This is a genomic window from Belliella kenyensis, from assembly GCF_022549675.1.
In the GTDB taxonomy this organism is placed as follows: Bacteria; Bacteroidota; Bacteroidia; order Cytophagales; family Cyclobacteriaceae; genus Belliella; species Belliella kenyensis.
In genome coordinates this window covers 134,732-150,420 of record NZ_JAKZGR010000002.1, presented here as the reverse complement: position 1 = coordinate 150,420, position 15,689 = coordinate 134,732, and the positions used below count along the sequence as shown (strand labels likewise).

Here is a 15,689-nt window from a genome sequence, read left to right as displayed (position 1 = left end):
CTATGAAAAGTAAATTCTATTTTTTGTTGACAATCTCACTAGGCATGATGCTCTCTCCTGGCATGGATCTACATGCACAGACAGCAAAAAGCAGAGCTCAATTGGAAAAAGAAAAGGATTTGGTGCAAAAAAGACTGCTGGAATTTGACAAAATACTTAAGCAAACAGCAGAATCCAAAAGGGTATCATTAGGTCAACTCAATGTGGTCTCCAAACAACTGGAAACTAGAGTCACATACATTCGAACATTGAGTAGTGAAATATCTTTGATCAATCGAGAAATAGCAGAAACTGAAGTTAGAATCAAATCTTTAGAAAATGATTTAAAGAATCTGAAAGAAGAATATTCCAAAATGGTCTACACCTCTTCAAAACTCAATCAAGGATTGACGATGACATCGTTTATCTTCAGCTCTAGCACTTTCAAACAGTTCTACATGAGAATCAAATATCTCAAACAATATACGGATGCCCGAAAAAAACAAGTAGAACAAATTGAAAAAGTGACTGCTGAGCTTGCCAATCAGAGGGTAAAGCTAGAAGATAAAAAAATAGAGAAGCAACAAGTAATCAATAAAGAAGAAGAACAAAGAAAACAACTATCTGCTGCTAGGACAGACCAACAAAAAATTGTCACTAACTTAGAAAAACAAGAAGTTGACCTCAGAAAAAAAATAGCCGAAGCAAGAAAGCAACAGGAAAACCTCAACAATTTGATCAAAAGAGCCATCGAAGAAGAAATTCGCAGGGCAGAAGCAGAAGCTAAAAAAGCAAATTCAACAGCAACAAAATCATCAGGTAGTGCGATCCCACTGACACCAGAAGCAGCTGCTCTCTCTAGCTCATTTGCAGGCAATAAAGGCAAACTTCCTTGGCCTGTTGAGTCAGGTTTTGTGTCAAAAAGGTTTGGGACTCATCCCCACCCTACTCTCAAAGGAATAGTAGAAGACAACGATGGTGTAGATATTCAAACCAATCCAAACTCAAACGTAAGAACGGTATTCGATGGAGAAGTGACCAAAGTGGCTACTGTACCAGGTTATGGAGGTACCATTTTGATCAAGCATGGGGAATACTATACCATGTATAGCAAACTCAAGGTAATCAATGTGAAAGCTGGTGAGAAAGTAAAAGCAAAACAAATCATAGGACAAGTGTATACAAACAAAGAAGGCATTGCCGAAGTACACTTCGAAACATGGAAAGGTCTACAACCTCTTGACCCCTCCACATGGCTAATGAGGAGATAGAAATTAATAATTCGTATATTTACAAAAAAACAAGAATATCAGTACAGTAAATCCTTTGTGATAGCCTAGTACTCTTATATCTTTGTATTAAATTCAAAATCTAAATAACAAGATCATGACTACATTAGGTTTTATCGGAGGAATGAGTCCAGGATCCATGATTCTTATCATATTGGTGATTGTGCTATTCTTCGGTGCCAAAAGAATCCCTGAGTTAGCAAGAGGGCTGGGTAGAGGTATCAGAGAATTCAAAGATGCTACTAAGGAAATCCAAAATGACCTAGAAGAAGGTTTGAAGGATGACAATAAGAAAAAGGACTAAAAGACTCAAACATTGGAAAAATTCCTTTCATTTGACGAAATAAAACGAGCGCTAGAAACAAAAGAAGTAGATTGTAAAGCGATCGTAAATTATTACCTCAAAAACATTGAAACGAAGGCGCATCTCAACGCCTTCGTTGAAGTTTATACAGATTATGCTTTGTCACAAGCAGAAAAGGTAAATGAAAAATTGGCTATTGGCAAAGCTGGAAAACTTGCAGGAATGGTCATAGGTATCAAGGATGTACTATGCCTTCAAGGCCATGAGATCAATGCTTCAAGTAAGATTTTACAAGGGTTCGAATCGCAGTTTACTGCCACTGCTGTCCAAAGATTGATCAATGAAGATGCTATCATCATCGGAAGATTGAATTGCGATGAGTTTGGTATGGGTAGCTCCAATGAAAACTCGGCTCATGGCAAAGTGCTCAATGCTATAGATGAAGATAGAGTCCCAGGTGGTTCTTCTGGTGGTTCTGCAGTAGCCGTACAAGCCAACCTTTGTACAGTATCTCTAGGTACAGACACTGGGGGATCGGTAAGACAGCCAGCTGCATTTACTGGATTGGTCGGTATCAAACCAACCTACTCAAGAGTCTCGAGATGGGGTCTCATTGCCTATGCTTCCTCATTTGATACAATTGGAGTGTTTTCTAGAAATGTCCCAGACAATGCACTTGTGATGGAGATCATGGCTGGCACCGACGAGTTTGACAGCACTGCTTCACGCAAGCCCGTTCCCGCCTATAGTGAGTTGCTCCATTTTGAAAAGAGAGCAAAAGTTGCTTATCTCAAAGAGACCATAGAGTCAGAGGCTCTTCAGCCAGAAATAAAAGCCAATACGCTCAAAGCTTTGGAAAGACTAAAGCAGGAAGGCCATCAGGTGGAAGAAGTGAAATTCCCTCTATTAAAATATACCCTCCCTACTTACTATATCTTAACTACTGCCGAAGCTAGCTCAAATCTTTCAAGATTTGATGGCGTTAAGTATGGCTATAGAACACCCAATGCTCATAATTTGGAAAGCATGTACAAGCTTACACGTTCTGAAGGATTTGGGGAAGAGGTCAAAAGGAGAATTATGCTAGGCACTTTTGTATTGAGCGCAAGCTACTATGATGCCTATTTCACTAAGGCTCAAAAAGTTCGGAGATTAATCAAAGAGTTTACAGAAGACTTATTGAATAAATATGACTATATTGTTATGCCAACTACGCCATCTACAGCGTTCAAGTTTGGAGAGCACAGCAATGACCCTGTAGCCATGTACCTTGAAGATCTCTTTACTGTGCAAGCCTCAGTATCGGGTGTACCAGCGATATCTATTCCTAATGGGACAGATGCTAATGGTCTACCTATTGGTCTCCAAATCATTGCAAACAGTTTCAAAGAAGCCGAGCTATATGCATTTGCCAATTATTTGACCAAATCAGAAAATTAATAACCAACCTGACCATGAAAAACATCTTCAAATCTCTTTCTATGGTTCTACCAACTTTCATGCTTTGCAGCTTGTCAGTTTATGGTCAGGAACTTTACAACTTCAACTCCCAAGGAATCCAAGATGAATTGATAGCTCCAAACTATCAGTACGACTATATCCCTGACTTTACTTTTGATGAAGTTGCAAAAAAAATAAAGGCAATGAAGACTGACATGCCTTTTGAACTCAACGATAGAATATTCTCATTCATTAATTACTTTGCTGTAAGGAATAGAGAATATACTAGAATGGTGCTACAGAGAGAAGCAGTTTACTTCCCAATGTTTGATGATGTCTTAGATAGACATGACATGCCTTCAGATATCAAGTATCTCTCCATCATAGAATCAGGTCTCAATCCTCGAGCAAAATCTAGAGTAGGTGCGATGGGATTATGGCAATTTATGCCTGCAACAGGAAAGATGTATAGTCTTCATGCCAACAATGACGTAGACGATAGAATGGATCCTGAGCTCTCTACTGATGCCGCTGCTAAATATCTCAAGTCATTGTACAAAATGTTTGGCAATTGGGAATTGGCACTAGCAGCCTACAACTGTGGACCTGGAAACGTCAGAAAGGCAATTAGAAAATCTGGCGGTAAGCAAACATTCTGGGGAGTATATGATCATCTTCCTAAGGAGACTCGCAGTTATGTACCGCAATTTCAGGCCATGATGTATATCATGAGGCATGCGGCAGATCATAACCTACACCTTGAAGAGCCTACCTATCCTATCGCTCATAGAAAAATCCAATTCAATCAAGAGTTGGATTTAGAAGAACTTGCTGCATTGACCAATATCTGTGTAGAAGATCTTGAAAGGTTGAATCCCTCTATTCAGAATAGAATGATCCCTTCATCACACAAGCACATCGCTCTAAAAGTACCTGCTTCAAAAGCAGATTTTATAGCACAAAATAAAGACCATTTTAAACATGCAGTTGCACTTACCGATGAGAGAAAATTAGCCCTAAGAGCAACTAATAACTTTAACATAGAAACTCCCAAAACAACAACTTCAACAATCCCAGGTAATGATTTGATTACATACAGGGTCAAAAATGGAGATGTATTGGGAAGCATAGCAAAGCGTCATGGTACCTCCGTCACCAACATCAAAACTTGGAATAATCTGAATTCAAACACAATTAAGGTTGGGCAAAACCTTAAAATATACACCAAAAACGCTCCTGCATCATCATCTCAACAAACTTTAGCCGAAAACACCAGTGGCACCAAAACTTATACTGTACAGCCGGGAGATTCTTTGTGGCTGATTTCTAAAAAGCTAGATGGAGTTACAATTGATCAGATTAAAAAGTTGAACAACCTCAACTCTAATCAGATCAAACCAGGACAAAAGCTTATAATTGGTTAATCAACTAATTAATTATTTTTGTTTACTGTTTATTTAGTTATATTAGTAGCTAACACAGACAAAATCGTTATGAAAACATTCAAACAAATACTTCCAGCACTTCTTGTCCTTATCACAATTTCGATATCGATATCCTCCTGCGATAATTCAGAAGAGAGCAAAAATGCAAATAAACCAAAGGCTCGGGGCGCAATCGGTGAGATCATCCTTGCCATAGACTCTACCAAGTGGCAGGGCCCTGTAGGAGATGCTTTGAAAGAGATATTTCAAGCAGACGTCAAAGGCTTGATCAGAGAGGAAAGCATGTTTACGGTAAGAAGAGTAGATCCAAGAGCCGTCACAGGAATTCTCAAGCAGGCAACCAATGTAGTATACGTAACTACATTTGATGATAGGTCTTCAGCAAGTCAAAGAATAAATGCACTTTTTAGCAAAGAATCTAAAGAAAAAGCAGCTTCAGATCCCTCACTTTATATGCTTAGGAGTGCTGATGAGCATGCGATAGGTCAAGAGCTCATATACTTATTTGGTAAAAATGATGAGACCTTGATCCAAAACCTTCAAGCCAACAAGAACAAAATACAAAATCTCTTCCATGTACGTGAACGAGAGAGACTTGAAAAACTAATTTTAGGAAGAAAAAGTGGCGCTGCAAGAGTAGCTGGTGAAAAACTAGGCTTGAACATCCAAGTACCTACTTCCTATCAAGTTGCTAAATCAGAAGATGACTTTCTCTGGTTAAGACAGCCTACGCCTCGATCTGATAGAGCAGACATTAGCCTATTTTTCTATGAGATGGACTATACTAGCGAAGAGCAAGTATTTCCAGAAGAAATCATCAAACTAAGAGAAAAAATAGCCAAAGCACATCTATACAGTGATCCTGACAATAGAAACTCTTACTTAACCATTGAAAAAGTTGATCCAACACCTACTTTTACCAATTTCAACATCAAGGGAAATTATGCTGTAGAATTGAGAGGTGGATGGAAAACAGCTAATTTATCAATGGGAGGTTCATTTATGTCATATACCATTGTAGACACAGAAAAAGGGAAGCTATATTACATGGAAGGCTTCGTATACTTCCCAAGTCAAAATCACAGAGAAGCGATTCGAGAAATTGAAACACTACTTTTGGCAACGGATATAATCCCCAAGGAAGAAAAATCCAGCTAAGAGACTAAACTACATACCTTTATGGCGATTAAAATTAGAAAAGAAGACGCTTTAAATTATCACACCCTGGGCAGTCCAGGAAAAATAGAAGTAATCCCAACAAAACCATTATCTAGTCAACTTGACTTGGCTCTAGCCTACTCACCTGGAGTAGCAGAGCCATGCAAGGAAATAGAAGCTAATAAAGAAAATGTATACAAATACACCTCTAAAGGAAACCTTGTAGCCGTTATTTCTAATGGTACAGCAGTGCTTGGTCTAGGAGACATAGGACCAGAGGCTTCCAAACCAGTTATGGAGGGAAAAGGTGTTCTTTTCAAAAAATTTGCGGGAATTGACGTTTTTGATATCGAAATCGATGAAAAAGACCCAAAAAAATTAATTGATATCATCAAATCATTAGAGCCGACTTTTGGAGGTGTAAACTTGGAAGACATCAAAGCTCCTGAGTGTTTCGAAATTGAGACTACCCTTAAGCAGCAAATGAAAATTCCTGTGATGCATGATGACCAACATGGTACAGCGATCATTTCAGGAGCAGCTTTGTTGAACGCACTAGAAATCGTAGGCAAAAACATAGAAGATATTAGGCTTGTAGTAAATGGTGCAGGTGCATCAGCAGTATCTTGTACACGATTCTACATGAGCCTTGGTGTAAGGCGGGAAAACATTGTCATGTGCGACAAAGAAGGAGCAATTCGCACCGATCGTGTCAATTTGGATGAAATCAAAAGTGAATTTGCAACTACCCGAAGAGATATCACTACATTGACAGAAGCCCTGTTCAATGCCGATGTTTTCTTAGGTTTGTCAGCTGGCAACATTGTGTCAGGAGAACAAATCAAAGTGATGGCACCAAACCCAATAGTTTTTGCGCTAGCTAATCCAGATCCGGAGATACCTTATGAAATTGCTATGGCAGCAAGGGAAGATTTAATCATGGCCACTGGAAGGTCTGATTATCCTAATCAGGTGAACAATGTCCTTGGGTTCCCCTACATCTTCAGAGGTGCATTAGATGTAAGAGCTACGGCTATCAACGAAGAGATGAAACTTGCCGCAGCCAAAGCTATAGCCAAGCTAGCCAAAGAGCCAGTGCCTGAAATCGTGAATAAAGCCTATGGTGACAATAAATTAGCCTTTGGTCCAACTTACTTGATACCAAAACCATTTGACCCTCGACTAATCACTACCATATCTCCTGCCGTTGCCAAAGCTGCTATGGACTCTGGAGTGGCAAAGTCTGCAATCTTAGACTGGGAAGCTTATGAACTAGAGTTACAGGAGAGAATAGGTATCGATCAAAGACTCATGTCAAGAGTCATTGCAAGAGCTAAGAAAAATCCAAAACGAATTGTATTTGCTGAAGCAGATAATGTTAAGATACTCAAAGCAGCTCAGACAATACGTGATGAGAAAATCGCTATACCAATCTTGCTAGGAAATCAAGAAAAAATCAATCAGCTAATCTTAGAGAATAAGCTAGACTTGAATGATGTAACGATCATCGATCCATATAGCCAGCCAGATAAGCTCCAGATGTATGGTGAAATTCTATTCAAAAAGCGTCAAAGAAAAGGATTGACTCTCAAAGAAGCCATGAGGCAAATGAGAGATAGAAACTACTATGGAGCCATGATGGTGGAACTAGGTGAAGCAGATGCCTTAATTTCTGGCTTGACCAAAGATTACCCTAAAACAATCTTGCCATCTCTTCACGTCATAGGCGTAAAGCCAGGTACAGAAAGAGTAGCGGGTATGTACATTATGAATACAGATAAAGGCCCTTACTTCTTTGCTGACACCACTGTCAACCTCAACCCTTCAGCAGAGGAGCTAGTTGAAATCATAGGACTTACCGCCAATGGTGTGAAATTCTTTGACATAGATCCTAGAGTTGCCGTCTTGTCTTATTCTAATTTTGGATCAGCAAAAGGGGATGTAGCTTCAAAAACAGCTAAAGCTACAGCTATGGCAAAGCAAAAATATCCTGATTTGGTCATAGAAGGAGAAATGCAAGCTAATGTAGCACTCAATGAAGAAATTCAAAGAGAAAATTATCCATTCAGTGCTTTGATCGGTAAAAAAGCTAATACTTTAATTTTTCCTGATCTCAGCTCTGGAAATATAGCATACAAATTACTCTCAGAAATCGGAAATGCAGAAGCTATCGGACCAGTTCTATTAGGTATGAACAAGCCCGTACATATCCTCCAGCTAGGCAGCTCCATACGAGAAATCGTCAATATGGTCGCTATCGCAGTAGTAGATGCTCAATCCACAAATCAATTATGATAGCATATCTAAAAGGTAAATTGGTCTTCAAAGACCCAACTTATGTAATCATTGATATCAATGGAATCGGTTACCAAGTGAAAATCTCACTGCAAACCTATTCCAAAATAAAAGATGAGGAGCAAGTCATGCTCCTCACTTTTTTGCATATCAAGGAAGATGCACATACTCTCTACGGCTTCAAAGAAGAAAAAGAAAAAAGACTTTTCCTCAATCTGATATCTATAAGCGGTGTAGGACCAAATACAGGTTTGATGATTTTGTCTTCATTGAGTAGTGAAGAGCTTGAAACTGCAATTGTTCAGGAAGATTTCAAGACAATACAAAATGTAAAAGGTGTAGGGACAAAAACAGCACAGCGAATAGTTTTAGAATTAAAAGATAAAGTAAAAAAAGATTCCATAGCAGATGGCGGAACGTCTACAGCTGGTTTCATTTCCAATAACAATAAAATTAAAGAAGAGGCGTTACAGGCACTAATCACTTTGGGATTTTCAAAAGCAATTGCAGAGAAAAATATTGCAACGATTTTGAAAAAAAATGGTTCGGAAATTTCCTTAGAAGATTTAATTAAAGCATCTTTAAAGTCTACTTAGTCCTTTAATTGATAAACAATTGAGATTTTGTTTTAGTAATTTTTTGCCGCTAGTTCGAATACGCCTTTTTGTAACAACAGTGCCTTTATTACTGTTGATGTGTGGACTATTGTCTACCGCAAAGGGTCAGCAAATCCAAACAGATAGCACATCTTCAAAGATAGACTCCCTAAACACTAGAAGGAAACTTCCGTCATTTTTGCTTTGGCCAAATCTATACACTAGGCCATTGTATCAAAGTCAGAGTCCTTATTCATACAGGTCTCCCTTCTACCCCATCTCACCGAATCAAGAAATGGTTCAGGTGGAAATGGACTCAACTTTGAGATATAGGGTACAGGAAGAGTTAGATTCGACTATGATAAGCCCTGGCTATCAATATGACTTTGAAGAATATTCCAAACTTCAAGAATATAGGTTGAGACAAGAATATTGGAGAAATAGGTCTAGAGAAGTTGATGGAATAAGTGCTGTGAGTGGCAGAGGGCTCATCCCTCCTGTGACCACCAGTCCTAGTCTCGATAGGATTTTTGGGGGTAATCAAATTAATATAACTCCGACTGGGTATGTTAACCTAGATTTGGGTGCTATTTTCAGAAGAGTAGATAATCCAGCTATACCTATCAGACAACAGCAAAATGGAGGATTCAACTTCAATCAGCAGATTCAAATGTCAGTAAACGGATCTCTTGGCGAAAAGATGAAGCTTGGTGCCAATTTCGATTCTAATAATACCTTTGATTTTCAGAATCAACTAAAAGTAGAATACACTGGGTATGAAGAAGACATCATCAAGTCAATAGAAATAGGAAATGTCAGCATGCCAGTCCAAAACAGCTTGATCCAAGGGGCGCAAAACCTTTTCGGTGTCAAAACACAGCTACAATTTGGGAAATTATTTGTTACTGGTGTGGCATCTACACAGCGTGGAAGAAGGGATGAGCTAATCATAGAAGGTGGCGGACAAGGAAGATCTTTTGAGGTTCAAGGTTCAGAATATGATGAAAACAGACACTTTTTCTTAGGTCATTTTTTCAGAGACAATTACGAAAGATGGCTTCGTGGTCTTCCTCAAATCCTATCTGGTGTAAATATCACCAGAGTGGAAGTCTACATTATGAATAGAGCAAATAATACGCAAACGCTCAGAAATTTTGCGGCATTTATAGATCTGGGAGAAGGACAGAGAGTTTTTAGGCCTGACAATCCAAATATTGGATCAGGTACACCAGGTTCTCCAGCAGCAAATAACGCTAACCTTCTTTATAGCAACTTAAATGGTAACCCTGCATTCAGACCTTTTGATACAGGGTCATCAGCCATCGAATCTACACTCAACCTGGTAAGAGGGTCTGATTTTGAGCAAGTAAATGGAGCTAGAAAGCTTGCCCCTAATGAGTTTGTCTTCAATAGAGAGCTCGGCTATATCTCTTTGATCAGGAAATTACAGAATGATGAAGTTTTGGCTGTGTCCTATGAGTATACCCACAATGGTACCGTATACAAAGTGGGAGAACTTTCGGAGGATTACCAAAATAGACCCGAAGATCAAATCATCTTCATGAAAATGTTGAGACCTGCTAGGATTAACACAAGGCTTCCTACATGGGATCTTATGATGAAAAACGTCTACAACCTGAATGCGAGCCAAATTCAAAGAGATGGTTTTCAACTTCAAGTGATATATAGAGATGACAGGACGGGCCTTGATAATCCAAGCTTACTAGAAGGACAAAATCTTAGAAATGTACCTTTGATTCGGGTCACAGGACTAGATAATCTCAACCCACAAAATGACCCTTCTCCAGATGGAAACTTTGACTTTATCCCGGGTATCACTATTTTCCCTGATAGAGGGATGATCGTATTTCCAGTTTTGGAGCCTTTTGGAGCTACTTTGAGGAACAGGTTCTTACCAAATGAAGCTGCACTCATTGACAAGTTTGTCTTTGACACATTATACCGAACTACCCAAGCAGACGCTGAACTTGTCACCAGACTCAATAAATACTTTCTCCGAGGAAGACTTACAGCGGGTTCAGCATCGGATATCATGCTTCCGGGATTGAATATCTCGCCAGGATCTGTGATAGTCACCGCAGGAAATATCCCTCTGACCGAAGGGGTAGATTACACCATAGATTATAATATCGGTAGACTTACGATTCTCAACGAAGGCATACTCCAATCTGGTAAAAGAATAAATGTATCTTTCGAAAAAGCTGATTTGGTCTCTTTTCAAACCAGAAGCTTACTAGGAACTAGACTAGACTACATGTTCAGTGATAAATTCAACCTTGGTGGTACATTTTTATACCTCAATGAGAGGCCAAATATCACGAGGATTGCTGCTGGTAGTGAAACATTAAGAAACAGCATGTGGGGTCTGGATGCGAACTATAGTGACGAATCTAGGTTTTTGACAAAACTAGCTGACGCACTACCATTTACAAATACAAAAGAAAACTCACTGGTACAATTCAGCGGGGAATTTGCCCAACTTCTCCCAGGCACGTCTAATAGAGTCAACGGGGAGCAGGCTGCATATATTGATGATTTCGAAACCGCCATTACACCTTTCAACTTAGGAGGTGCTGCTGCTCAGAACTGGCACCTAGCCGCCACCCCCAAAACCGAAGATAATCAGTTTGATCTCAGTGACCTAACCGAGGATAGACTCGGTAATGCCTACAGAAGAGCGAAAATTTCTTGGTACAATATTGACAATGTATTCTATAGAGAATCAGGACCAGGAGTACCTACCAATATCACAAGAGAAGATAGACAAAATCACTACGTAAGAAGAGTAATTCCACAAGAGATCTTCCCAAGAAGAGACAGAGATGTCATTATAGTACCTGAACCACTATTTGAAATGGCATATTTTCCAGAAGAAAGAGGGATGTATAACTATAATACAAGCTTAACTTCTGAAGGACTATTACCCAATCCACGAAATAATTACGGTGGTGTTACCAGAGCTATTACTACAGAGGTGGACTTTGACCGCACCAACATAGAATATATTGAATTCTGGCTACTAGACCCATTTATCCAAGGAGAAAATGGACGCGTTCTAGATGGAAGGTTAAATGCCAATAATACCACCGGTGGAAAGTTACGATTCAATCTAGGAGACGTATCTGAAGATTTGATCAAAGATGGAAGACATGGATTTGAAAATGGTCTTCCAGCCGATGGCGATGTGTCAAACACCCCTACTACCGAATGGGGTAGAATTACAAGAGAGCAGTTTTTAATACCGGCTTTTGACAACTCTCCTGAGGCAAGGCAGAATCAAGATATTGGTTTAGATGGATTGCGTGACGAAGATGAAGTGGAATTTTTCAGAAATCGATTTATCAACAGGTTGAGTGTATCACAGCAAGCCATGAATGAAATTATGAGCGACCCATCTGCTGACAATTTCCAGTACTACCTCGATGAAACTTTGGACCAAAACAATATTAAGATCCTTGAAAGATATAAAAACTTTAATGGCATGGAAGGTAATACCCCAATCACTGCCAACCAAAATCTAGCCTTCACGCCGTCAGGTTCGAATTTGCCCAACAATGAAGACCTTAATAATGACAACACGATCAACGAACTCGAAAGCTACTATGAATATGAAATAGACTTAAGACCTGGTCAACTCGAAGTAGGCTCTAATTACATAGTGGATAGGGTGACAGCGACACAAAGTGGTGATGAGGTAAGCTGGTACCTTTTCAGGATCCCTGTAAGAAACCCTGACAGGGTTGAAGGAGATATTTCTGGTTTCAAGTCTATTAGATTTATGAGAACATATCTCACAGATTTTGAGCAACCTGTAGTAATGAGAATGGCTAATTTCCGCCTCGTAGGATCTCAATGGAGGGTTTTTCAAGAATCCCTTTTTGAGAGAGGATTTTTTGAAATTCCAGAACCTGACAACTCTAATTTGACCGTAGGAGTTGTAAATATCGAAGAAAATAGTCAAGGAAGTGCTACGCAAAGCCCATACGTATTGCCACCTGGTATTACCAGAGATCGCGACAATTTATCTACTGTGGAAAGGCAACTTAATGAACAGTCTCTTAGGCTGTGTGTAGAGGAACTTCAGGCAAGAGATGCCCGTGCAGTATTCAAGAATACCAGACAAGATTTAGTACAATTCGAGAGGTTGAAGATGTTCTTTCACGCCGATAGTGATGATGCAGAAGATGGAGAACTGACTGCATTCCTGAGACTGGGAACAGATTATACAGATAACTACTATGAAATTGAGGTCCCATTAAAAATCACGCCAAAAGGCACAAGAGATCCAAGGCAAATTTGGCCACTGGAAAACGAAATTGATATCGCAATTTCTGAGATCGTAGGCGTAAAAGTCGCACGTGACAACCAAAGAGTCCCTCTTAATTTGCCTTTTACACAAGAAGTCAACCAATACAAAGTAACGGTAATAGGTAGACCAGAACTCAGCCTCATACAAGGGATGATGATTGGGATCAGAAACCCTGGAGAATCTGGTACTGCTTCAAGATCTGTATGCGTATGGGCAAACGAACTGCGAACGACTGGGTTCAACGAGTCCGCAGGATGGGCAGCAAACGCCATTTTGAATGCTAAAATTGCAGATATAGCGACTATCTCCACTTCTATAAGACATAATACCTTCGGATTTGGAGGCTTGGAGACTAGACTAACTCAAAGAGCTAGAGAGTCAACGACACAATACGACATTTCAGCCAATGTGAGTGTAGAGAAGCTTCTTCCTGAGGCTCTAAATGTAAGCATACCCATGTACGTCAGCTTAGAAAATTCGAGCACTAGACCAGAGTTTGATCCTCTGAACCAAGATGTACCTTTTGAACTCGCATTGAGCAAATTCAGTAATGATGCCGAACGAGCAGCCTATAGATCCCAAGTACTAGATCAGGTAAAGAGAAGAAATATCGGTTTTACCAATGTCAGAAAAAACAGGAACCCAGAAAAAGTCAATGCTAGAATATATGACCTGAGCAACTTTTCATTTTCCTATGCTTATGGATCTGTCAGGCAAAGTAATATCAATACGGAATCCTACATTTTCGAAACCTACGTAGGAAATATTGCTTACAATTATCAACCCAAGCCCTTAAATTTTGAACCTTTCAAGAATGCCTCTTTCTTAAGTGGAAAGTACCTGAAATTGATCAAAGACATTAATTTTAACTTCTCCCCTTCTCAAGTCGGTGCACGAATAGATGTAGACAGGAGATTTATGAGGACTCAATATAGAAATGATGATCTGAGCATTGATGGTGTGGATCCATTTTTTCAAAAAAGCTTTTTTATCAATAGGTTTTACAATCTAAATTGGGACTTGACCAAAAATCTTAGAGTGGACTTTATGAGCAGGGTCATGGCTGTAGTTGATGAACCGGAGGGAGACATTGATTCGCAAGCAAAAATCGACTCTATTCGAAATAATATCAGAAGACTTGGCAGGACGACGAATTATAACCATAGAATAGATGCAAACTACAAGCTCCCTCTGAACAAAATCCCGGTTATAGACTGGATCAATGCAGATGTGAGGTATTCAGCTGATTACACTTGGATGACAGGAGCTATAGGTCAAAGAGATACCCTTGGTAATATGATCCAAAACACTAGGGAACAAGTGTATCAAGGAAAATTAGATTTCACCAAGCTCTATAACAAAAGTGCAAAATACAGAGCCTTGACAGCTCCAAAAAGGCCATCTATACCCGGTAGACCCTCTTTGAATGCGGAGGATACCATAGGTACGCCATTTACCAATAAGCTCATCAAGTTCTTGACAATGGTCAAGGATGTCAATTTTAGATATTCTATCATAGAAGGAACATTCTTGCCAGGATATATGGCCAATACAGGCCTTCTTGGAATGGATAGAAGCTTCCTAAATCCTGGACTAGGCTTTATATTAGGAAATCAAAATCCAAATATGAGATTTGGAATAGCTGAGAATGGACTGATCGCACCAAGTGCCGAACTCACACAACAATTCAGACAAAATCAAGCTAAAAATCTTCAAATAAATGGTATCGCTGAACCATTCAAAGACTTCAGAATAGCATTTGAGGCCAGAAAACGAGAGTCTGGAGAATATAGCGAGATATTCAGAAGTTCACAAGATATCCCAGGACAATTCGGATCCTTGAGTCCAAACAGGTTAGGCGGATATAGCATAACTTACTCCATGATAAGAACCACCTTCGCACGAGATGATCGAAACAATAACTCCAGACTTTTCAACGATTTTGCGAGTTACAGAAGTATCATTCAAGGAAGACTAAATGCTAGCAATCCAAGTGGAGGAGAATATGCTATCAATGGTCAAGATGTGCTTGGACTTGCATTCTTGGCAGCTTATGGAGGATCAGATCCAAACACAATGAACCTAAACCCATTCCCGACCTTCCCAATACCAAACTGGAGGCTTGATTATAAAGGTTTGTCTCAAATCCCTGCTGTAAGAGAATATTTCTCCAGTATCAACATTACCCATGGATATTCGTCTACTTATGAAGTGAGTAACTTCTCAAACTCGCTATTATATCAAAGTGGTCTTGAACTTTTCAATTCTTTACAAAATTTCCCAGGTGCTTCACTTACTGATGAATTTGGTATGTATATCCCAATTTTCATATTGAATCAAGTGATTTTGACAGAGCGATTCGCACCATTGATTGGTATAGATTTCTTGACAAAAGACCGCTTGAACATTGCTGTAGAGTATAATTCAGAAAGAAATTTGGGATTGAACTTTTCCAATGCCCAAGTCACAGAACAAAGAAGCCGAGACTTTGGGTTTGATTTAGGCTACACCAAATCAGGTGTTAAAATCCCATTCAAAATCCAAGGCAGACAAGAAGTGCTTGAGAATGATCTGCAATTCAGAATCAATACAAGAGTAGTAGATACAAGACAAATACAGCGGAAGATTGATGAAAACAGCACGGTAACTAACGGGAATTTAAATATTACCATAAGACCTACCGTCGGCTACGTAATCAACCAAAACTTAAATATTACCTTGTATTTTGATAGAAATATAAATGACCCACGGGTAACCACTGCTTTCAGAAGAAGTTCTACTGCATTTGGTGGCCAATTACGATTTAATTTAGCACAATAGGTTTTATCATACGCTCAAAGCTTGTATTTTTGA

At 39.3% G+C, this 15,689-nt stretch carries 8 protein-coding genes; all 8 read left to right on the top strand.

Annotated features, from left to right (window positions below):
* The first annotated feature begins 2 nt into the window (after positions 1–2).
* The 8 genes from MM214_RS02260 (at position 3) to sov (ending at position 15,656) form a co-directional block, all read left to right on the top strand.
* Complete coding sequence (locus tag MM214_RS02260) at positions 3–1,250, top strand: murein hydrolase activator EnvC family protein (RefSeq protein WP_241291525.1); 1,248 nt, start codon at positions 3–5, stop codon at positions 1,248–1,250.
* Between the two features lie 115 nt (positions 1,251–1,365).
* The gene (gene tatA, locus MM214_RS02255; RefSeq protein WP_241291522.1) at positions 1,366–1,572 is read left to right on the top strand and encodes a twin-arginine translocase TatA/TatE family subunit; all 207 of its coding nucleotides are present in this window, start codon (positions 1,366–1,368) and stop codon (positions 1,570–1,572) included.
* 12 nt (positions 1,573–1,584) lie between these two features.
* Positions 1,585–3,012, top strand: a complete 1,428-nt coding sequence (gene gatA / locus MM214_RS02250) for an Asp-tRNA(Asn)/Glu-tRNA(Gln) amidotransferase subunit GatA (protein WP_241291520.1) — start codon at positions 1,585–1,587, stop codon at positions 3,010–3,012.
* A 14-nt stretch (positions 3,013–3,026) separates the two neighbouring features.
* The gene (locus MM214_RS02245) at positions 3,027–4,436 is read left to right on the top strand and encodes a lytic transglycosylase domain-containing protein (protein WP_241291517.1); all 1,410 of its coding nucleotides are present in this window, start codon (positions 3,027–3,029) and stop codon (positions 4,434–4,436) included.
* 69 nt (positions 4,437–4,505) lie between these two features.
* Positions 4,506–5,615 carry a DUF4837 family protein gene (locus tag MM214_RS02240; protein ID WP_241291514.1) on the top strand — a complete coding sequence of 370 codons (1,110 nt, stop codon included), beginning with the start codon at positions 4,506–4,508 and terminating at the stop codon, positions 5,613–5,615.
* Between the two features lie 21 nt (positions 5,616–5,636).
* Complete coding sequence (locus MM214_RS02235) at positions 5,637–7,910, top strand: NADP-dependent malic enzyme (protein ID WP_241291511.1); 2,274 nt, start codon at positions 5,637–5,639, stop codon at positions 7,908–7,910.
* On the top strand, positions 7,907–8,506 hold the full coding sequence (ruvA, locus tag MM214_RS02230) for a Holliday junction branch migration protein RuvA (RefSeq protein ID WP_241291508.1): 600 nt from the start codon (positions 7,907–7,909) through the stop codon (positions 8,504–8,506). Before MM214_RS02235 ends, ruvA begins: the two co-directional genes overlap by 4 nt.
* 79 nt (positions 8,507–8,585) lie before the next feature.
* Positions 8,586–15,656, top strand: a complete 7,071-nt coding sequence (sov, locus tag MM214_RS02225; RefSeq protein WP_449237041.1) for a T9SS outer membrane translocon Sov/SprA — start codon at positions 8,586–8,588, stop codon at positions 15,654–15,656.
* The last annotated feature ends 33 nt before the right edge of the window (positions 15,657–15,689 follow it).